Origin of the sequence: Methylohalobius crimeensis 10Ki (genome assembly GCF_000421465.1) — a bacterium.
GTDB lineage: Bacteria > Pseudomonadota > Gammaproteobacteria > Methylococcales > Methylothermaceae > Methylohalobius > Methylohalobius crimeensis.
Genome location: NZ_ATXB01000001.1, coordinates 149,605 through 168,600 on the forward strand (window position 1 = coordinate 149,605; position 18,996 = coordinate 168,600).

Below are 18,996 nucleotides of genomic sequence, written 5' to 3' on the forward strand. Positions count from 1 at the left end.
GGGTAATCGCGAACATTTCAATTAGATCCACCCTCATCCTGGCCTTCTCCCGCCAGCGGGAGAAGGGAGTCGATTCATAACCTTCCTACTCGGTACTTGCCTCCGCCGGGGGGGTCCCGTCCCAACCGATCCGGGCCAGGAAATCGCCGAATGCCTCTCCCGGTTCGCGTTCGCCCGCATAGCGCTGCAGCAACGGGGTGAGCGCGGCGAAGATGCGCCCTTCGTCGATGTTTTCCAGATACAGGGAAGACAGGCGCTCGCCCGCGCGACTGGCGCCCAGGTACAGGTTGTACTTGCCGGGCGCGCGGCCGGTCAGGCCGATTTCGGCCAGATAGGGGCGGGCGCAGCCGTTGGGGCAGCCGCTGATGCGGACGATAATCTCGTCGTCCTTAAGGCCCACGGAGGCGAGCAGTTCCTCGAAGCGCTCCATGAAGCGGGGAAAATAGCGTTCCGCTTCCGCCATCGCCAGGTTGCAGGTGGGCATGGCGACGCAGGCGAACGAAGCCTGTCGGGCGGGGGTGATCCGGTTCTGTTCCTCCAGGTCGTGTTCGCCCAAGAGGCGCTCGATGCGGGGCCGGTCTTGTTCCTCGATCCCGGTCAGGATCAGATTTTGGTTGCAGGTGAGGCTGATATGGCCGCTATGCTCTTGGGCGATGGTGCGCAGGGCTTCCATCAATGCCCCCTTGATCCGGCCGCAATCGATGTAGAGCCCGTAGTGCCAGCGGCCGTCTTCGCCTTGCAACCAGCCCACGGGGTCGGTGCGGCGGGTGAAGCGGAACGGGCGCCGGGGCTCCAGGCGGAAGCCCAGGCGCTTTTCCAGTTCGGTGACGAACCAGTCGGTGCCGTGGGTATCGAGGGTGTATTTGAGACGGGCGCGGGCGCGGTTCTTGCGGTTGCCATAGTCGCGCTGGATCGCCACGATGGTTTCCGCCACCTTCAGCACCTGTTCGGGCAGGCAGAAGCCGATGACTTCCCCCAGCCGGGGATAGGTTTCCGAATCCCCGTCGGTATTCCCCATGCCGCCGCCCACCGATACGTTGAACCCCAACAATCGGCCGGCTTCCTCAATGGCGATCAGCCCCAGATCGTGGGCGAACAGGTCCACGTCGTTGTCCGGCGGGACCGCGAGGGCGATCTTGAATTTGCGCGGCAGATAGGTCTTTCCGTAGAGGGGTTCTTCCTCCGGCTCGGAAGGCCCTTCGGCGAGGCGCTGGTCGTCGAGCCAAATTTCGTAGTAGGCGCGGGTTTTGGGCAGCAGATGGTCGCTGAGTTGTTGGGCTAGCTCCCAGGTGCGCCGGTGGACTTCCGAGCGGAACGGGTTGGCGTTGGCGATCACGTTGCGGTTGACGTCGCCGCAGGCGGCGATGCTGTCGAGCCGGACCTGATCGACGCCTTGGAGCAGGGGCTTGAGATGCCATTTCAGCACCCCGTGGAATTGAAAGGTCTGGCGGGTGGTGAGGCGCATCGTGCCGTTGCCGTAGCGATGGGCCAGTTCGTCCAGCTGCAGCCATTGCTCGGGGGTGCAGACGCCGCCGGGAAGGCGCAGGCGGAGCATGAATTCGTAGGCCGGCTCCAGGCGCTTCTGGCGGCGCTCCTGGCGGAGATCCCGGTCTTCTTCCTGATAGGTGCCGTGGAATTTCAGCAACTGCTGGTCGCCCTCGCTGGGCAGACCGGCGGTGATCCGGTCCTCCAGGCCCTCGGCGATGGTGCCGCGCAAGTGGCTACTGTCGTGCTTGAAGGTTTCGTTGGGATGGAGCTTTTCCAACGGCTGGGAGAGATCGGCGTCGCGTTTGGTCATCTCAGTACACATCTTTCAGATAGCGTTTTTGCTGTTGCAGCGTCTTGACGTATTCCTCGGCCTGTTCCCGATCGCAGCCGCGCTCCTTACGCACCACTTCGATCAGGGCGGCGTGGACGTCGGGAGCCATGCGGTTGGCGTCGCCGCAGACGTAGAAATAGGCACCCTCCTCCAGCCAAGCGTAAAGCTCGCGGCTTTTTTCGAGCAGGCGGTGCTGGACGTAGACCTTCTGGTCGCCGTCGCGGGAGAAGGCCACGTCCATGCGGCTCAGGAAGCCCGATTTCAACCATTTCTGCCATTCCACCTGGTAGAGGAAATCGGTGCGGAAGCGGCGCTCGCCGAACAGCAGCCAGTTCTTCCCCGGCGCCGAGCGGGCTTCGCGTTCCTGCAGGAAAGCCCGGAAGGGCGCCACCCCGGTGCCCGGCCCGATCATGATGACGGGGGCGGCGGGATCCTTGGGCAGGCGGAAATGCTTGTTGGTTTCGATGTAAACCGGAATCCGGTCGCCCACCTTGACCCGCTCGGAGAGAAAACTGGAAGCGAGCCCCTGGCGCAGCTTGCCGTCGATCCGGTATTCCACCACCGCCACCAGGAGATGCAGCTCGTCGGGATAGGCCGCCTGGCTGGAGGCGATGGAATACAGGCGCGGCTGCATCGTCCGCAGGCAGCCCAGCAACTGCTGGGCTTGAATGCCCGGCAAGGGATATTCGCGGACCAGATCGACGATCCAGCGGCCCTGGACGAATTCCATCAGCTCGCGGCGGTTTTCCTTTTGGCTCAAGCGCTTCAAGGTGGGATTCTGGCTCAACTCGGCGTAGCGTTCCACGAACGCCGGCGCCAGCTGGGTCATCTCGTAGTCGGATTCGAGGGCTTCCCGGAGCGCGCGCGTTCCCCGGGGGGTTTCCACCGGCTCGCCGGCGGGAAGCCCCAGGGCCTCGATCAATTCGTCGGCCCATTCCGGGGCGTTGCGGGGAATGATGCCCACCGCGTCGCCCGGCTCGTAGACCAGGCCCGAGTCCTCGATGGACAGTTCCAGATGGTGGGTTTTCTTGTCGGAGCCGTGGCCGTTGAGATTGACGTTTTCGAACACCAGGCTCTGAAAGGGGTGGTGACGGTCGTAGCGGGCGGCCGGGGCCGAGGTCAAGGGAGAGCCGACTTCCCGGGGCGGGGCCACCGCGGCGAGCAGTTCCGCCAATTTTTCCGCCGCCGCCGTCATCCATTCCTGCGCCGCTTGCTCGTAGTCCACGTCGCAATCGACGCGGTCCTGGAAGCGCTCGGCGCCCAATGCTTCCAGACGGGCGTCGATGACCTTGCCGGCCTCGCAGAAAAATTCGTAGCTGGAATCCCCCAGGGACAGGACCGAGAATCGGACCCCGTCCAGTTTGGGCGCCTTGATGGAGTGGAGAAATTCGAAAAAGCCTTCCGCCGGCGCGGGCGGGTCCCCTTCGCCGTGGGTGCTGGTGATCGCCAGCAGGAATTTTTCCTGCTTGAGTTTGCGCGGTTCGTAATCGGCCATGTCCGCCGCCTGGGCGCGCACGCCGCGGTCGATGAGCATCTTGCGGATAGTTTCGGCAAGCTCTTCGGAATGCCCGGTTTCGGTCCCGTAAAGCACGGTGACCAGCGGCGTCCGGGCCGGGGCTTGGGCGGCGGTTTCCTGCGCCGGGGCGGCGAGATAGCCGCTCAGCCACATGCGCTGGTCGCGGGACAGGGTGGCAAGCAGACGCTCCAAAAGCTCGGTCTGCTCGGGATTCAAAGGGGAAGGGGGAAACTGGCTCATAGCAAATAGGATACCCGATTTATCACAAGAAAGATCGAAGGCGCGCGACTCAAGAGGACAATTTTTTCAAGCCTTTCCCGGGTCGTCAAGCGCTGAGCTTATCGGGCGATGGATTTGGCCAGGGCGATCCGCTCTTCCACCGTGGCCGGAATCGAAGCCATGGCGTCGATTTGACGCAGGCGTTGGAAAAGTCCTGCGCGATTGGCGATTTGAATCGCCAGACCCGGGCGGGCGTTCATTTCCAGCATCAGGGGGCCCAGCTTGCGATCCAAGACGATGTCCACGCCGATGTATCCCAAACCCACCAGACCGGCGCAGGCGGCGCTCAAACGCAGAATGGTCTCCCAATGAGGGATCTGAAGTCCCGCGATATTCCCGCCGGTATCCGGATGCTCCTCGACCAGGCTTTCATGCCAGGTGCCCATGAAGGTCCGGCCATCCACCAGATCGATGCCCACCCCCACCGCGCCTTGATGGAGATTGGCCTTGCCGTCCGAGGCCCGCGTCGGCAGGCGGATCATCGCCATCACCGGCACCCCGCGGAAGACGATGGTGCGAATATCGGGCACCCCCTGATAGCTCACGTTGGCGAAGATCGGGTCGAAATCGATGCGCCGCTCGATCAAGGCGCAATCGGGCAAGCCGCCGAGGCTGTACAGGCCGCTCAGAATGTTGGAAACGTAGAATTCGAACTCTTCCTCGCTGATCAATACCCCGCTGCTCTTGCGGTAGCCGCCCCGGCTGCGGCCGGTAATGACCAGAATGCCCTCGCCCCCGCTGCCGTGCGCCGGCTTGACCACGAATCCTTCGGAATAGCCGCGCAGCTTGCCGTGGAGCGCCTTGATCTGCCTTTGGATTTCCACCACCCCGTAGAGCTCGGGCACCGCCACGCCGGCTTCCATCGCCAGGCGCTTGGTCTGTAGCTTGTCGTCCACCAGGGGATAGAAGCGCCGCGGATTGTAGCGCATGATGTATTCGGCGTTGCGCCGGTTCATGCCCAGAATGCCCAAGCCCAGAAGACGGCGTTCGGGAAACCAGCGTTCCCAGACCCTCATTTCGAGTCCCTGAGAAATGCCCGGAAACGCCACAACTCGGTGAGGCGGTAACCGGCGTAACGTCCCAGCAGCAGGGTCGCCGCCAGGACCACCAAGAGCAGTTCCGGAAATACGAAGATCATGTGCTTGAGTGTGCCATTGCTCATCAGCAAAAAAGCGAGGATGGCGACGATCATGCTGCCCACGCCTTGCTGAAGCGCCTCGCCGGGGCCGTGTTCCTCCCAGATCAAGGCCATTCTCTCCACGGTCATGGTGAGAATGACCATGGGAAACAGCGCCACCGAGAGACCGCGCTCCAATCCCAGTTTATGGCTGAGCATGGTGATCACCGCCATCAGAAGGATGACGATGATGAGCACCGAGGCCAACCGGGGGACGAGCAGCAATTGCAGATATTCCAGGTAGAACCGGAAAGCCAAGCCCAGAGTCACCACCAGGGTGAAGAGCACCACGCCCCACACCAATTCGGTCTCCCGGAACGCCAGGGCAATGAGGATGGGCATGAAGGTGCCGAAGGTCTTGATGCCCACCACGTTGCGCAGGATGGCGATCAACAGCGCGCCGATGGGGATCATCAAGATGATCCGGTATACGTTTTGCGTTTGGATGGGGAGGCTGAACAGGGAAAATTCCATCACCCGGGAGCCGACCTTGCGGGCCCGGCGCTCGGCGAGCGTGATCGCTTCCTGGGTATAGCGGGTGGCGGCGAATTCGACCTTCGGATGCCTACCTCCCTCGACCTCCAGCAAGGGGACTTCCCCCGCCGCCCATACCAAAATATTGGCGGGAATCCCGCTTTCGGAAGTGTCGGGATTGAAGGTCACCCAACGCTGGCCGTTGTGGGCCTGGAACCAGGGGATCAGCTTGCCGTGGCGTTCCCCTTCGTGCAGTGTCAATACTTGGATCGGTCGGGTGGGAATGCGGGCCCCGGCCAGGATCCAGCGAATTTTGGCCACCTTTTCCGTCGGAGTGCTCACGTTCTGCATGAGCATCTGGACGTTTTCGCTTTTCGATTCGGCGTTCACGCGCAGCAGCAACTCCCGAGTGAAGGTGGCCACATCGGCGGATTTTTGCCGGACCTCTTCCAACAAGGCGGTGACCGCCGGGGCGACATCGGGCGCGTAATCCGGCACCGGCGGCGGGAGCGGGTGACTGGGTGAGGGGTGGCGCGATGCCGTGCCGTCCGCGGCTCGCTCCATTGTTGTCTCATGAGCCAACTGCAAGTGATAGTAAAGCACCTCTTCGCCCTTGGCCCGCCGGACCACCCATTCCGCCACCCGATTGGCTTTTTCTTCCTGAATGGTCAGACCGTAGCGACCGGAGACGAAGTTTTCGTCGACGATCAACAAACCGGGCGGATTGTTCGGCAGGCGCAATCGGGCTTTGATCGGCCCGCCTTTGCCTCGGAAAGAAAAGCGCGCCTCGACGCTCCAGATTTCCACCCCTTCCGAGGGAAAAAGCGGAAGCCCCAGTTGGAACACTTTGTAACTTGCCAGGGTGACGGCGAAAACAACCAAGGCGAGCGCCAACAGTTTCAGATGCAGATTTCTCAACGCCTCCCCCTACGGTTGAACGAGGCGCGCGCGCGCCGCCAAGGTATTGTATGGTCGGGCGGATTGAGACAATTGTTGGCACCGCCGGGCCTCGGAACCGAGGGTGAAGGTCCGCGAAGCGTCGACCAAAACGTCCTTTTTCTTCAAGGCGCGGCGTCCCAGCAGAACCGGGTAGTTGAATCGGCTTCGGTCGATCAAGCTGAATTCGGCCGTGGTGTAGCGATCGCCCAGACACACCCCCAGCGTCACCACCGGCCGTTTTTGATAAGCGCTTTTGTGGCGCTTGATTCGAACGTCCCGCACCAGGGGGCGCTCGACGGTCAAAGGCTTGGAATCTTGGGGCGACTCGACGGTTTTGAACCGCACCCATTCCTCTCCTTCCCGTTCGAAATACTCGATGTCCACCGCGTGGAGGGAAGAGGTCTTGGCGCCGGTGTCCAGTTTGCCCTTCAACGGGATGCCCCAGGGTTCGAGCACCACCCATTCCACCCAGCCCGAAACGATGGGCGCTGATTCGGCCGTCCAAGCCGGGGTGGCGAGAGACAGGGCCACCAAAAGCAAAATCGATTTAAAAAAAGAACGGATGACAGCGTTCAAGCGGGGACCTCCCTAGGTGAAATAGCTGAATAGGACCCGGATTTTCCTAAAACGTTCTATTATCCTTGATTTGGGTTGAATCAACCATTCAATCTGTTTGAACGAACCGCATTCCGGAGACAATCATGGGTAGTTTACTCAATCGGAGCCTGATGACGAGCATCGCCGTTTTCCTGTGGAGCGAAATCGCCGGGGGCGCGGACACCCTCGGCTGGATCGAGAAAATTCAAATCGAACCCTGGGGGGTCGAAGTGAAAGCCAAGCTGGATACCGGGGCGCTGACATCGTCCCTGGACGCGAAGGATATCCAACGTTTCGAGCGGGAGGGCGAAAAATGGGTGCGCTTTACCGTCAACCTGAGGGACGAAGACAGCGGCAAGCGGGTGTCGGAGCGCATCGAGCGCCCCCTCTACCGAAAGTTTATCGCCAAGGGCGCCGGCGGCAGGGTGCGCAGGCCGGTGGTGCTGATGAAAGTTTGCATCGGCGAACGGTTGTTTCAGGACCAATTCAGCCTGAGAGATCGTGACGACATGCTTTATCCGGTGCTTCTGGGCCGGCGAACGATTCAACATCTGGGAAAGGTCGACGTGACCCGCACGTTTTTGCATGAACCCGCCTGCGACGACGATTCGCCCGTGGTGAAGGCCTACGAACTTGAAGACGATGCAGACATCGGCTTGGATTGAATGCCTCGGGGGCCTCGCTTCAAGTGATCGTGGTTCCCGTCCACGCCGGGGGATCGCTGGCCGGGAAACTTTCTTCCGAGGCTTCGTCGACCTGACGGTCGTATTCGGCGCTCTCGGCCGCGAATTTTTCCACCAAAGCACCGAATTGACCCATCTCCATGGCGGGCCAAATTTCGGTATGGTCGTAGCCGAAGGAGCGCACCGTCAGCGCCGCCTTCATGGCCGTGGCGTTGTCGGGTGCATCCAAAAGATAGAGCAGGTCGTAGGGGCCCAGCAGCGCATACCAGTGCTCGACCGTCACCCCCGCGGCCAGGGTTTGCAGCTTATCCACGATTCGGGGACCGACCTCGGCCAAGGACGGCGGGGACCGTAGCGCCTGCGATCCGATCCGGCAAGCCAAGAAATATTTCGCCATTTTCCGTCTCCTGTCAGTCGCCGAACGGCCACCACCAACGTTTGCGCGCCTTCTTTTCACCGCCGCCGTCGGGTTGCTGGACGCGTTCCCGGTCTTGATCTCGATCGCGCATGGGGGTTCCGCCGTCGCCGCCCGGGGCTTTCTGCTTGGCCTTTTCCTTCGCCATGCCCTCCCCTTCTCCCTGGCGCATCTGCGTGCTTTCCTCGAAGCGGCGTTCGTAGTTTTTCCGGGGTTGGCGGGACGGTTCCCGCATTCGTTCCGTGCCCGTGCCTTGATCCCTGCCGCGCATGGAATCTCCGCCACCGCTTCCGGCGCCTCCGGCGGCCCAAAGGGGGCCGGTCAGAATAACGCTGGTCGCGAGAATGATTATTGGGTTGATCCGTTTGGTTTGCATTGCACTACCCTCCTCGTCCAGGATGTGTTGACTGTTAGTCACTCCCACTGATCGGGATCGCGGGTGAACGCTCCGGAACCGTTCTCTCCCGATCCTGCTGCGCACATGTCATAACAGCCGGTTGACCTGCATCACCGTGGGATCGTCGGGACTGCCGCGGACCCGGAAGCCGAGCTTGCGCACCAGCTCCAGCATGGGCTGATTGCTCGCCAGAACCTCCCCTTCCATGCGGCGGAAGCCTTGCGCCCGCGCCGCTTCCATCAGCGCCTGCATGAGCCTGGAACCGATGCCGCGGCGCTGCCAGGCGTCTCCCACCACCAGGGCGAACTCGCAGCTTTCGCCGTCCGGATTCATGGCGTAGCGCGCCACGCCGATTTCCACCTCGGCGCCGGCCTCGCGCACGGTCGCGATCAAGGCCAGCCCGCGGTGGTAGTCGAGCTGGGTCAGGCGGATCAATTCCTCGTGGCTGAGTTCCTTGATGCTCTGCATGAAGCGGAAGTATTTGGTCTGGGCCGACAGGCCGCGCACGAACGCCTGTTCTATTTCGGCGTCCTCGGGGCGGATCGGGCGGAGGGTGATGTCGGTGCCGTCGGACAGTTGCACCTGTTTGACCAAGTGCGCGGGGTACGGATGGACGGCCATGTGGCCGTAGCGATTCGGACCGGGAGCGTGGTAGGCCACGGCCATCCGGGCATCCACCGCCAGGGCGCCGTGCTCGTCGACGATCAGCGGATTGATGTCCATTTCCCGGATTTCCGGCAATTCGCATACGATCTCCGAGACGCGCAGCAGCACTTGCTCTAGGGCGTCCAGATTCGCGGCCGGCAGGTGACGGAACGCTTGCAGCAGGGTGTAAATCCGGGTTTGGCGGATCAGATCGCGGGCGACGAAGCGGTTGAGCGGCGGCAAGGCCACGGCCCGGTCGCGCAGTACTTCCACCGCGGTCCCGCCGGCGCCGAAGGTGACGATCGGACCGAAAGCCGGGTCGCGCAGCACCCCCACCAGCAGTTCGCGGCCGTGGGGTTTGTCGTACATCGCCTCGATGGTCACGCCGTGGATACGGATGCCCGGTCGTTGGCGCGCCACCGAACCGACCAATTCCTGATAGGTGCGGCGCACCGCCTCGGCGCTGTCGATATGCAGGCGGACGCCGTTGACGTCGGATTTGTGGCTGATGTCGGGAGAATCGATCTTCATCGCCACCGGAAAGCCGATGGATTCGGCCACCACCAGTGCTTCGCCCGGCGAATGGGCCGCCACCGCCAGATTGGTGGGGATGTCGAAAGCGCGCAAAATCGCCTTGGCTTCGTTGCCGGACAGCTCCGAACGGCGTTCCGCCAAGGCGCTTTCGATAATCAGCCGGGCCCCCGAGATATCCGGCGTGCTGCGGGCCACCAGCGGCGCGGGCACCTGTTTCAGCAGTTGTTGATTTTGCTGATAGCTGGCCAGATAGGCGAACGCCTCCACGGCGGCTTCGGGAAAGGTGAAATTGGGGATGTGTCGGTCGGTCAAGCGTTCGCGCGCGGTTTTCATGTGCGCCTCCCCCATCCAGCACGCCAGCACCGGTTTTTTCTGATCGGCGGTCGCCTCGGCCACCGCCTCCGCGCACGCCGGCGGATCGGTCATGGCCTGGGGGGTGAGCATCACCAGCAATCCGTCGATGCCGGGATCGGCCAGGCACAGCCGCACCGCCTCGCGGTATCGATCCGCTCCGGCGTCGCCGAGAATATCCACCGGATTGGCGCGCGGCCAGTGGGCCGGCAGCAATTGATCCAGTGCCGCCAAGGTATCCGGTGACAGCTCCGCCAACTGGAGGCCCACATCGGCGGCCCGGTCCACCGCCATCACCGCGGGACCGCCGCCGTTGGTCACGATCGCCAGGCGCTGGCCGTGGATGCGGTGATGACTGGCGAGCAGCTGGGCCGCGGCGAACAGTTGTTCGATGGTGTGGGCGCGGACCACCCCGGCGCGGCGCAGGGCCGCGTCGAACACGTCGTCGGCGCCGACCAAGGCGCCGGTATGCGACTGGGCGGCGCGGCTGCCGGCCCCCTGGCGCCCCGCTTTCACCACGATCACCGGCTTCACCCGCGCCGCCGCGCGCAGGCCGCTCATGAAATCCCGCGCATGGTTGACGCCTTCCACGTACAGCAGGATGCCTCGAGTCTCGGTATCCAGGGCCAGGTAATCGAGGAGATCGCCGAAATCCGTGTCCACGGCATCGCCCAGGGAAACCACGGTGGAAAAGCCGATCTCGCGCGCCGCCGCCCAATCCAGGATCGCGGTGCACAGTGCGCCCGACTGGGACACCAAAGCCAAATCACCCGGCAGAGCGGAACCCTGGCTGAAGGTGGCGTTCAGGCCCAGGCCGGGACGAATCAGCCCCAGGCAATTGGGTCCCAGCACCCGCATCCCGTAGGGCCGCGCCGCCTCCTGCAACCGCGCGCGCAAGCCCTCCCCTTCGGCGCCCTCGAACCCGGCCGAAAGCACGATCGCCGCGCACACGCCCGAGGTGCCGCAGCTCTGCAAAATTCCGGGAACGGTGCGCGCCGGGGTGGCGATCACGGCCAGATCAACCGCCGCCCCGATTTGGGAAATATCCCGGTAACAGCGCTGGCCTTGGACTTTTTCGTGCTTGGGATTGACCGGATAGACCGAACCGGAGAAACCGCCGGCCAAAAGATTGGCGAACACCCGCGCGCCCACCGAATCGGGGCGTTCGCTGGCGCCGAACACCGCGACGCTGCGCGGATGGAACATATGGTCGAGATAATGGGCGCCCATGTATCACCCCGTTCGATTAACCGCGTCTGCAATAGACTATTAATTTCTATTCCATCGGGTCAATTTAGCAAAGTACAGCGCTCATTGTTTCAGTATTTGAGTTGCCTGGTAAAGGAGAAATAAGCCCGGAAGCTATTCGCCTTCCTGTCGTGGCTCGGATAGATCAACGAGATAATATTGCAGGGTGGAGACAATTCGGACCGTTTTATCGATCTGCGTTTTTTCCGGCGCGAATGCGATCGCGTCCCGTGGCTGGATCACGAATACCCCTTGATTGGCGCGGCGCAGCCCCGCCAATCGGCTGCCGCTGTCCGCCGCGAACTGCGCCGCCGCGGCCCGCGCGGATCGCGTCGCTTCCGCCAGCATCGACGGCTTAATTTCATTCAGGCGGGTGAACAAGTATTGCGGCCCTGCCTCCGGGCTTTCCTGCATCAGGACCACGCCTTGCCGCACAAGCGCGCCGAGCTCGCTGCTCAATCGAGCGATCCGGTCCACTTGAGGACTGCGCACGACCAGGGTTTGGGTGACAATATAGCGGCTGCCCATTTTCCCCGTGGGCTGGTACCGTTGTGCCATTCGGTCCACCACTTCCATTCGCCCTCCTTGGATCTCCTCGGCAGCGATGCCGCCACCGCTCAGAAAATCGCGTACCCGTACGGCGTCCTTTTCGATTTTGGCTTGCGCCGCGGCCAGGTCGTTGTCGGTAACCGTGAAATGCAAGGGCCACACTGCGAGATCCGCCTGGACATCACGTTCGGCCAATCCCTTGACCGTCACGTAGCGTTCCGCCCGACGGCCTTGATAAAAGCCGTCTCCGATAAAGTAGCCGGCCGTTATCATGCCGCCCGCCAATAGAACCGCTGCTGCCAAGAGCCACGGTCCTATTGAGTTTGAAGAGCGCTCAGTAGCCATATCCCGACCTCATAGTGCAATTATCTGTCGTGTCACGGATGATTCCCTAATAGGCCGTCGGTGTGGTTTACTGATGGCCAGAGACATCATGCGAGAGGTGACAGGATGCAAGTAAGACTGCACAAAAACGCGACGACCACGCCCCGAATCCGCGCTTTGATCCAGGCGAGTACGGAACCGAATACGGTGTTGGCCAAGCGCTTTGGCGTCACGGTGGAAACCATCGCGCGCTGGAAGGGACGCGATTCGGTGGAAGACTTGCCGCATACCCCGCACCGGCTGCCCACGACCCTGACGCCGGCTCAAGAGCAGGTGGTGTTGGTGCTGCGCCAGCAGTTGGACTTGTCCCTGGACGACTTGCTGGCGGTGGTGCGGGAATTCATTCATCCCACCCTGACCCGCGCTTCGTTGCATCGGATGCTCAAGCGACACGGGGTGTCTCGCAGACCGCCGGCGGATAAAAGCCCACCCAAGGCGAAAGCCTTCAAAGCTTATGTCCCCGGCTTTGTGCACATCGACGTCAAATATTTGCCCCAAATGGCCGATGAAACCCGGCGGCGGTACCTGTTTGTGGCCATCGATCGGGCCACGCGTTGGGTCTTTGTGCGTCTCTATCACAGCAAAAGCGCCCGCCATGCGCGGCATTTTCTGGCGGCGCTGGCCAAGACCGCGCCGTTTAAGATCGAAAAGATTCTTACCGATAACGGAAAAGAATTCACCGATCGCTTTGTCACCCGGGGTGAACGGACCCCGACCGGACAGCACGTCTTCGATCAACTGTGCACGGAACTGGGCATCGAGCATCGACTCATCCGCCCCAAAAGGCCTCAAACCAACGGCATGGTGGAGCGATTCAACGGGCGTATTGCCGATATCCTGCGTACGTATCATTTCCGCTCCGGAGAGGAACTGGAAACCACCCTTCGACGATACGTCTGGTTGTACAATCATCAAGTGCCTCAGAAAGCCTTGGGGCATATTCATCCAGTGCAAGCCCTGAAAAATTGGCAAAGGTCACACCCACACTTGTTTCATAAACGTGTCGTCAATCATCCGGGACACGACAATTATCGACTTTACGGATACGGGCTCCAACCAGTTTTTGAGGCGTTCTTTTTGGATTATGGAGTCTCTTAATCCCTTTTTCATCAGGTCAATTTCTCGAGCATTCAAATCGAAGAAACAGCGAAAGTTTTTCAGTCTTAATCCCTTTTTCATCAGGTCAATTTCTCGAGCCAACGGGTCGCAAGCAATAAAAATCTACCGGCTCGTCTTAATCCCTTTTTCATCAGGTCAATTTCTCGAGTTCCAAGCGCTAAAAAGGATAGAGGGGATTCCCCCGTCTTAATCCCTTTTTCATCAGGTCAATTTCTCGAGCTTGGTCATTGACAAAGTCGGTCTCGGACTATGGTCTTAATCCCTTTTTCATCAGGTCAATTTCTCGAGTAACGGTAACGATACGGATCGGTCAAGATCCGGTAGTCTTAATCCCTTTTTCATCAGGTCAATTTCTCGAGAAGAGGAGATAGACAATGAAAGCGAAAGTAACCACGTCTTAATCCCTTTTTCATCAGGTCAATTTCTCGAGAAACCATTGTATTTTGTCTAGCGTTTGCTAGACGTCTTAATCCCTTTTTCATCAGGTCAATTTCTCGAGGGAAATGGGATGACATCCTGTTATCAGGAATTGAGTCTTAATCCCTTTTTCATCAGGTCAATTTCTCGAGAATTCATTCCCAAAACTTGCGACCTGGCTAAAGAGTCTTAATCCCTTTTTCATCAGGTCAATTTCTCGAGTAGCCCCCCCCCAAGAAACCGGCACCGCGCCGCCGTCTTAATCCCTTTTTCATCAGGTCAATTTCTCGAGAGCACCCCCTAATTTTCTTTTTAAAGATCAACACCTTACAAGAACCCTTGAAGAAATTTTTTGACGCCAAAAAGTTGACGCTCATTTCGGGCCTCAATGGCTTTCCTCGTCCTTAAATCTAGCACCGGTCAAGCCTTCTGGCAATGTCACGCCGCTCAACACGATGCCGTCCATCCAGTTCGGTTTGCCCCACCACTGCCAGTCGGGACGTTGCGGGAGTGGATAGATGCGGACGTCGTCCTCGCGTGGATCGATCAACCGATCGAGTCCGGCGATGATCCGGCCCAGTTTTATCGGCTCGATATGCAACAGAAACACCGAATACTGCAGCGGAATGCCGATTTTTTTGAGATACCGATGGACGCGGCTCAATCGTTTCGGATCGCTGATGTCGTAACAGGCCAAGTGCGGGCGTTTGGTGCGTAATGTCATCAGGTGTAGGCCTCGCTTTGTTCGAGCCAGCGCCACAGACGGCCGATCCAGTTGCGGGTACGGTCGCCGATGGCGGCGGCGTGGGTTTCGTAGCAGGCGGTAATGGCGTGTTGATCCGCGGGGCCCGCCAGGCGTAGGCGTCCGCCCAGCGCCCATTCCCACCATTCCCATTCCAGCAGGCCGGTGAGATAACACACCAGGCCGCGCCAGTCGTGAATCGGTTCGAGGATGGCCGGCTGGATGCGGTAGGCGGTCAGGGTTTCGCCCACTTGGGCGGCGGTCAGGGGGCGCAACCGATGCAGCAGGCTTGGATGCATCCGCCGGCGCCGGTGCTTGAGTTCCGCGCCGAGCGCCTGTCGAACCGCGCGGATGCGTAGATCGGGCAGGTGCAGTTTTTGCCGTCGAAGCAGGGCGAGCAAGCGCGAGCGGCTGTGGCTGCGGAACCAGTCCACCAAACGCTGGGGACCGTCTTCCAGCGAAAAGTAGGCATCGAGCAAGCGGTTGAATCCGGAATCTTGGGGATAGGCGCCGAAGCTCATGCCCAGGAGTTGTCCTTCGCGGTTCAGGAAGGTGACGGGGACGCCGCGGCGCAGGCATTCCAGCATCGCCGGGCTGGTCCAGGCGATCGGGCCGCGGCTGACGACCCGGCTCAGGCGCGGCAGCGGGAAATGGCGATCGGCCTGGCGGCGGGTCACGACTTTCAGGGCCGGTCCGTCCAGGCTCACGCGCCGAACTTCGGGGGCGTTGAGGTAGAGCGGTTGCATCAGGATTCCTCCAAAGCGTTCAGGTAGCGCACCAATTCCCGGCACTGACGGCGCAGGGCGCGTTGAAGCGGGGCGATGTTTTGTTCGAAAGCGGCGAAAAATCGGTTCCGCCCGGCTTTGTCGAGAAAGCAGCCGCCGCCGCGATACTTGAAATGATCCGAGCGCAGTCGGCGATCCCGGAACCATTCGTACACCCAGCCGTCCACCGCCGGCCGCCATGGTTCGATCAAATCGCACGCCAGCGATTCCCGGCCCCAGGCGGGGTGATGGTAGAACCCCACTTGGGGATCGAGCCCGGCCGCCCAGGCGGCTTGCACCGCGCGGGCGTGGAGGAGGGTATAGGCGAGGGACAAGGTGGCGTTGACCGGGTCGGGCGGCGGTCGGCGCTTGCGTCCGGAAAAACCCAGGGATGGGGCGAACAGCGTCCGGTAGGCGCCGAAAAATACCTGCGAAGCGCTGCCTTCAAAACCGCGTAGGGCAGTTAGGCTTGCCGCGGTATTTATTTGTCCCTCCGAAGATTCCAACCGCTGGACGGCGGTCATTAGGGCCGGACACAGGTCGGGGCGGTTCCCGGCGGTCTCGGCCAGTAGGCGCCGATGGCGACGGACTTTGGCCTGAATCCATCCCTTCGCCCGGGCCAACCGTATCGCTTCGTCATCGGCGGTACGATATTGCGCCAGGCGAACGGTGACATCGTTGTGGCCGGTCCCCAGCACCTGAGCCCGCCGATCCAGACGGCGCGGATCGAGCAGCAGCACGGTCACGCCCCGTTCGGCGAGGCGGCCGAGCAGCAGGGTGTCGAGGCCGGTTTTGGCGCTGATCACCAGGCGTTCCAGCAGCGCCAGAGGCACCGCCTGACGACCTTCGCGGTGACGCACCACCAGGACGTCGCTTTCCAGGGTGATTTCGCTGCCGCTGCGATCGAGATAAAAGGTGCTCATGGCGGTTCAGCCCACGTAGAACCAGTCCGGATCGGTGGGGGTCACCGCCCGTCCCAGCGCGGTGACTCTCTGGCGCGGATCGAGACGGATCACCAGCAGGGCGTCGGCGTCTTCCTCGAGCACCTGGCACAGATCGGCGATCATGCGGCCTCTCTCCGCCGCCGTCAGCCAGCATTCGTGGACCGATTTCTGCCCGCCGGTGGCGTAGCGGCGCGTGATGTGGAGGGCCGCCTTGAGTCGGCGCGGCTCGCGCACGTCGTAGGCGACCAGGTAGAGTTTGCGTCGAATTTTCATGGGTGAGGATTTAACCCCTTTTCGACGCGGCGGGCCGGACCGGCAAGCTTACCCAAGTTCTCAGGAACGCCAGCGCAGGGGACCGAAGTTCTCGTAGTCGCTATTTCCGGGACGGTGCTGATAGAGAATCAATTGAGCGGCGTTGGCGAATTCCGCCCCCACCAAGGCGGCGACCACCGCCGGGCCGGCGTGGAAATAATGCACCCGGTCGGCGCCGGCGGCCAGAATGTTGGCGACCATTTTGCGCAGTTCGCCGTGGAGGTCTTTCATGTCCTCGGGCGTCAGGGAGCGGTCGCGCCGGAGGGTGAAAATCCGGTCGTCGGGAATGTCTCGCAGTCCTTCCCGTCCGGCGCGAAATCTTTCCACGGAAGGGCGGATGTCCTTGTCTTCCAAAAGATCCACGATCAACAGCGCCGGCCGTTCGCCCGGCGTGCGCCGGATCTGCTCGAACCAGCGCCGCCTTCGGCGACTTTCGCCGAATACCACCTCGTACCAGGTCCAAATCACCGGCAGGGTGACGATCAAGCCCCACACCACCCCGATGGGATCGAGCCAATTCATGATGAAATCGGAAATCGGTTGCCACATGCTTTTTCGCGCGCCTCATCCCCGTTGGTATCCGATCCAATTCAGTTTAGTCCAAGGGGAAGGAGGCGGGCGGCGCGGCAGGCTTGCCGCTTATTCGGTGGCGGGTTTCCGATGCTCCTCGCGAAGCACCCGAAACGCTTCCAATCGCGCGTTGCAGCGCTCCAGGTCGTCGGCGGACAGTTCCCGGCCGCGCAATTCGGCGGGAATGTCCAGGGATAAATGGAGATAACGCCCGCCCCGGGCGCAGACTTCCCCGGCCAAATGCACCGGCAGGGTGCCGATGACCGTGTCGCCGGGCCGAACGGCGGTCACGTCCAGGTGGTCGACCCGTTCATCCACTTGAATTTTCCGTCGTTCGGCCCACGCCAGCGCACCGGGGTGGCGGGTGACAAACCAGGTTTTGGCCATGCCCCCTTACTTCAATCCTTGGGTCCGAAGAGGAACCACAGAATGAGCCCCACGACCGGGAGCAGGAGGATGATCACCACCCAGAGGACGACGCTTCCCGTCCCCGCGCCGCTGCGCACGGTGCGGACGATGGCCCAAACGTCCAAGATCAGTAGTACGAGCCCCAAAAAGCCGCCGACTTCGATTTCCATGATGGCACCTCGATGGTTGCGCTCCCCCTTTGCGGAGAATCGGGAGAGATTATTGATTGGAGTTGTCGATTCGCATTTCGCCTGATCGCCGGATGGGTGTCAAGCGATCAGGACGGTTCGCAGTCTCCCAGCGAGTCGATCAAGTCCGCGTGCGCGCTGTCCTGCAACCGCCACATGCTGCCCGTGGCCGGATCGACGATGATCAAGCCGAGCAGGCCGCCGAAGATCAAATTGCCCACATACCAGCCGTCCAAGCGCGAATTGTGCGGGACTTCGGTGGGTTGATAGCAAGGCTTTTGAAACGATGCGGTGTAGTCCATGCCATCGAAATAGCCGTCGCTGGCCGCGAGAGTCACGGTGAACGGCGTGACCCCGCGATGGACGGTGCGATGATTTTCATCCCGAATCGTCACCTCGGCGCCCGACGGATTCGTGGAAAAAGTCACCGGATAACGGTTGTCGCTGACGATCGAGGCGCAGCCGGTCAGTTGCCCGACGATCCCTATTGAAACGATGATTTTTGCTTTCCAGTCCATGTGTAAGGCTCCTCACAATTGAATTGATATAACCAAAGGCGAGCAGCGTAGGGGAAGCGGGTTTTTCCTGTCCGGGCGGCAAGCTTGCGGGCGGTTTATTGTTGCGGTCGCTGGATGACCTGCTTTTCGCGTTCGATGATTCGTCGAAAGGATTCGCTGGTCGTCGCCCAGTCCACGATGTCTATTTTGAAAGGCAAATCGGAGTCGGAAAAAGCTTCGGAGAGTGCCGCGCGGACGGCAAGCGGCAGGGGACGGTCGCCCACTACCACTAGATCCAGGTCCGAATAGGGTTTGGCTTGGCCGCTGACGCGGGAGCCGAATGCCCATACTTCGTATTGCGGAATATGCCGACGTAAAATCGCATCCACGATGTGCCGATGCTCCGGGTGTAGGTCGATGGAGGAGCGAGGCTCCGCGGATGTCGATCGGCTGGCTGGGATCGTCGTCATTCCAGGCGCCGGCGTAGTTGATTACGCAAATGGACCGCTTCATCTATAAAGTCGGGAATGCCTTCGACTACTTCCAGGGCGATCCCTTCGTCGTAGGCATGACTCGTCTTGTTGCGCATCTCTCGATAAGTACGCCATTTTGGCCACTCGCTACGTAGCAGTCCTTGTTCGTTGGCGGTGCGGATCAGATCGGCGAAAGGCATGGCGTCGATCTCGGCCGGATTCGCCGCAGCTTGTTCAAGATAACGTTTCAGCGTTTTCCATGCCAGCTCGTAGGTGAATTCGAAACGCTGGATCAGTCCGTCCCGAATTTGGGCATCCTCGGTATCCCGGTGGTAGCGTGCCAGTCCCTCGGTGAGCCGGTCGATGGTTTTTTCAAAGGGTTGAATATTGAGCATCCTTAAAATTTTGCCGGTAGCGATGGAAGCAGACAACAAGCTTATTATCCCCACGTTTAGCGGCCATGGTCCAGACTACTCGACGCGGGACATTCTCGATTTGCCGGAAAATCTGGTGAAGGAGGACGACGGGGGTTTGCCAGCCGCCGTTCGACGCGGT

The 18,996-nt window shown here is 61.1% G+C and carries 20 protein-coding genes, 1 pseudogene and 1 CRISPR repeat array; of the genes and pseudogenes, 2 read left to right on the plus strand and 19 right to left on the minus strand.

What is annotated here, in order from left to right:
• Nucleotides 1–85: 85 nt before the first annotated feature.
• The 5 genes from H035_RS0100750 to H035_RS17575 form a co-directional block, all read right to left on the minus strand.
• A complete protein-coding gene (locus H035_RS0100750; RefSeq protein WP_022947104.1) occupies nt 86–1,798 on the minus strand; it encodes an NADPH-dependent assimilatory sulfite reductase hemoprotein subunit in 1,713 nt (570 codons plus the stop codon).
• A gap of 1 nt (nt 1,799) precedes the next feature.
• Complete coding sequence (locus H035_RS0100755) at nt 1,800–3,575, minus strand: assimilatory sulfite reductase (NADPH) flavoprotein subunit (RefSeq protein WP_022947105.1); 1,776 nt, start codon at nt 3,573–3,575, stop codon at nt 1,800–1,802.
• Between the two features lie 98 nt (nt 3,576–3,673).
• Nucleotides 3,674–4,630: an alpha-L-glutamate ligase-like protein gene (locus H035_RS0100760; RefSeq protein ID WP_022947106.1), complete on the minus strand. Its 957-nt coding sequence runs from the start codon at nt 4,628–4,630 to the stop codon at nt 3,674–3,676.
• Complete coding sequence (locus H035_RS0100765) at nt 4,627–6,183, minus strand: inactive transglutaminase family protein (RefSeq protein WP_022947107.1); 1,557 nt, start codon at nt 6,181–6,183, stop codon at nt 4,627–4,629. Before H035_RS0100765 ends, H035_RS0100760 begins: the two co-directional genes overlap by 4 nt.
• 9 nt (nt 6,184–6,192) lie before the next feature.
• Nucleotides 6,193–6,780, minus strand: a complete 588-nt coding sequence (locus H035_RS17575) for an ATP-dependent zinc protease family protein (protein WP_022947108.1) — start codon at nt 6,778–6,780, stop codon at nt 6,193–6,195.
• 125 nt (nt 6,781–6,905) lie between these two features.
• On the opposite strand from H035_RS17575, the gene rloA3 reads away from it, so the two are divergent.
• Complete coding sequence (gene rloA3, locus H035_RS0100775) at nt 6,906–7,466, plus strand: retropepsin-like aspartic peptidase RloA3 (RefSeq protein WP_022947109.1); 561 nt, start codon at nt 6,906–6,908, stop codon at nt 7,464–7,466.
• Between the two features lie 19 nt (nt 7,467–7,485).
• Here the strand turns inward: rloA3 and H035_RS20590 are convergent, their stop codons facing one another.
• The 4 genes from H035_RS20590 to H035_RS0100795 form a co-directional block, all read right to left on the minus strand.
• A complete protein-coding gene (locus H035_RS20590) occupies nt 7,486–7,881 on the minus strand; it encodes a GYD domain-containing protein (protein ID WP_022947110.1) in 396 nt (131 codons plus the stop codon).
• Nucleotides 7,882–7,894: 13 nt separating this feature from the next.
• Nucleotides 7,895–8,275, minus strand: a complete 381-nt coding sequence (locus tag H035_RS0100785) for a hypothetical protein (RefSeq protein WP_022947111.1) — start codon at nt 8,273–8,275, stop codon at nt 7,895–7,897.
• Between the two features lie 108 nt (nt 8,276–8,383).
• Nucleotides 8,384–11,056 carry a bifunctional acetate--CoA ligase family protein/GNAT family N-acetyltransferase gene (locus tag H035_RS0100790; protein ID WP_022947112.1) on the minus strand — a complete coding sequence of 891 codons (2,673 nt, stop codon included), beginning with the start codon at nt 11,054–11,056 and terminating at the stop codon, nt 8,384–8,386.
• A 132-nt stretch (nt 11,057–11,188) separates the two neighbouring features.
• Nucleotides 11,189–11,926: an SIMPL domain-containing protein gene (locus tag H035_RS0100795; RefSeq protein WP_022947113.1), complete on the minus strand. Its 738-nt coding sequence runs from the start codon at nt 11,924–11,926 to the stop codon at nt 11,189–11,191.
• A 147-nt stretch (nt 11,927–12,073) separates the two neighbouring features.
• On the opposite strand from H035_RS0100795, the pseudogene H035_RS20595 reads away from it, so the two are divergent.
• Nucleotides 12,074–13,033 (plus strand): annotated as a pseudogene (locus H035_RS20595) (IS481 family transposase); the annotation flags it as partial.
• Between the two features lie 65 nt (nt 13,034–13,098).
• Nucleotides 13,099–13,835: a CRISPR direct-repeat array (repeat unit 36 nt; unit sequence GTCTTAATCCCTTTTTCATCAGGTCAATTTCTCGAG).
• A gap of 93 nt (nt 13,836–13,928) precedes the next feature.
• On the opposite strand, the gene cas2 (H035_RS21120) reads toward H035_RS20595, so the two are convergent.
• The 10 genes from cas2 (H035_RS21120) to H035_RS0100850 form a co-directional block, all read right to left on the minus strand.
• The gene (gene cas2 / locus H035_RS21120) at nt 13,929–14,267 is read right to left on the minus strand and encodes a CRISPR-associated endonuclease Cas2 (RefSeq protein ID WP_022947114.1); all 339 of its coding nucleotides are present in this window, start codon (nt 14,265–14,267) and stop codon (nt 13,929–13,931) included.
• Nucleotides 14,267–15,031: a CRISPR-associated endonuclease Cas1 gene (locus H035_RS0100810; protein WP_022947115.1), complete on the minus strand. Its 765-nt coding sequence runs from the start codon at nt 15,029–15,031 to the stop codon at nt 14,267–14,269. The genes cas2 (H035_RS21120) and H035_RS0100810 overlap by 1 nt, the downstream gene beginning before the upstream one ends.
• Nucleotides 15,031–15,972 (minus strand): CRISPR-associated endonuclease Cas1, encoded by a 942-nt coding sequence (cas1, locus tag H035_RS0100815; RefSeq protein WP_022947116.1) that lies wholly within the window; start codon nt 15,970–15,972, stop codon nt 15,031–15,033. The genes H035_RS0100810 and cas1 overlap by 1 nt, the downstream gene beginning before the upstream one ends.
• A gap of 6 nt (nt 15,973–15,978) precedes the next feature.
• Nucleotides 15,979–16,266 carry a CRISPR-associated endonuclease Cas2 gene (gene cas2 / locus H035_RS0100820; RefSeq protein WP_022947117.1) on the minus strand — a complete coding sequence of 96 codons (288 nt, stop codon included), beginning with the start codon at nt 16,264–16,266 and terminating at the stop codon, nt 15,979–15,981.
• Nucleotides 16,267–16,326: 60 nt separating this feature from the next.
• Complete coding sequence (locus tag H035_RS0100825; RefSeq protein ID WP_022947118.1) at nt 16,327–16,854, minus strand: SAVED domain-containing protein; 528 nt, start codon at nt 16,852–16,854, stop codon at nt 16,327–16,329.
• 90 nt (nt 16,855–16,944) lie between these two features.
• The gene (gene csx16 / locus H035_RS0100830; RefSeq protein ID WP_022947119.1) at nt 16,945–17,262 is read right to left on the minus strand and encodes a CRISPR-associated protein Csx16; all 318 of its coding nucleotides are present in this window, start codon (nt 17,260–17,262) and stop codon (nt 16,945–16,947) included.
• Between the two features lie 11 nt (nt 17,263–17,273).
• Nucleotides 17,274–17,453, minus strand: coding sequence for a PLDc N-terminal domain-containing protein (locus H035_RS0100835; RefSeq protein ID WP_022947120.1), 180 nt, complete (start codon nt 17,451–17,453; stop codon nt 17,274–17,276).
• Nucleotides 17,454–17,560: 107 nt separating this feature from the next.
• Entirely contained in the window at nt 17,561–17,989 is a 429-nt protein-coding gene (locus tag H035_RS17590) for a hypothetical protein (RefSeq protein WP_022947121.1), read from the minus strand.
• A gap of 95 nt (nt 17,990–18,084) precedes the next feature.
• A complete protein-coding gene (locus tag H035_RS0100845; RefSeq protein ID WP_051149715.1) occupies nt 18,085–18,438 on the minus strand; it encodes a nucleotidyltransferase family protein in 354 nt (117 codons plus the stop codon).
• Nucleotides 18,435–18,872 carry a nucleotidyltransferase substrate binding protein gene (locus tag H035_RS0100850; protein ID WP_200861516.1) on the minus strand — a complete coding sequence of 146 codons (438 nt, stop codon included), beginning with the start codon at nt 18,870–18,872 and terminating at the stop codon, nt 18,435–18,437. Before H035_RS0100850 ends, H035_RS0100845 begins: the two co-directional genes overlap by 4 nt.
• Nucleotides 18,873–18,996 lie beyond the last annotated feature (124 nt).

Bases quoted from the DNA above. Each gene is read 5' to 3' on its own strand.
- H035_RS0100750 (WP_022947104.1), bottom strand. From the start codon at position 1,798: ATGACCAAACGCGACGCCGATCTCTCCCAGCCGTTGGAAAAGCTCCAT.
- H035_RS0100755 (WP_022947105.1), bottom strand. From the start codon at position 3,575: ATGAGCCAGTTTCCCCCTTCCCCTTTGAATCCCGAGCAGACCGAGCTT.
- H035_RS0100760 (WP_022947106.1), bottom strand. From the start codon at position 4,630: ATGAGGGTCTGGGAACGCTGGTTTCCCGAACGCCGTCTTCTGGGCTTG.
- rloA3 (WP_022947109.1), top strand. From the start codon at position 6,906: ATGGGTAGTTTACTCAATCGGAGCCTGATGACGAGCATCGCCGTTTTC.
- H035_RS20590 (WP_022947110.1), bottom strand. From the start codon at position 7,881: ATGGCGAAATATTTCTTGGCTTGCCGGATCGGATCGCAGGCGCTACGG.
- H035_RS0100785 (WP_022947111.1), bottom strand. From the start codon at position 8,275: ATGCAAACCAAACGGATCAACCCAATAATCATTCTCGCGACCAGCGTT.
- H035_RS0100790 (WP_022947112.1), bottom strand. From the start codon at position 11,056: ATGGGCGCCCATTATCTCGACCATATGTTCCATCCGCGCAGCGTCGCG.
- cas2 (WP_022947114.1), bottom strand. From the start codon at position 14,267: ATGACATTACGCACCAAACGCCCGCACTTGGCCTGTTACGACATCAGC.
- H035_RS0100810 (WP_022947115.1), bottom strand. From the start codon at position 15,031: ATGCAACCGCTCTACCTCAACGCCCCCGAAGTTCGGCGCGTGAGCCTG.
- cas1 (WP_022947116.1), bottom strand. From the start codon at position 15,972: ATGAGCACCTTTTATCTCGATCGCAGCGGCAGCGAAATCACCCTGGAA.
- cas2 (WP_022947117.1), bottom strand. From the start codon at position 16,266: ATGAAAATTCGACGCAAACTCTACCTGGTCGCCTACGACGTGCGCGAG.
- H035_RS0100825 (WP_022947118.1), bottom strand. From the start codon at position 16,854: ATGTGGCAACCGATTTCCGATTTCATCATGAATTGGCTCGATCCCATC.
- csx16 (WP_022947119.1), bottom strand. From the start codon at position 17,262: ATGGCCAAAACCTGGTTTGTCACCCGCCACCCCGGTGCGCTGGCGTGG.
- H035_RS0100835 (WP_022947120.1), bottom strand. From the start codon at position 17,453: ATGGAAATCGAAGTCGGCGGCTTTTTGGGGCTCGTACTACTGATCTTG.
- H035_RS17590 (WP_022947121.1), bottom strand. From the start codon at position 17,989: ATGGACTGGAAAGCAAAAATCATCGTTTCAATAGGGATCGTCGGGCAA.
- H035_RS0100845 (WP_051149715.1), bottom strand. From the start codon at position 18,438: ATGACGACGATCCCAGCCAGCCGATCGACATCCGCGGAGCCTCGCTCC.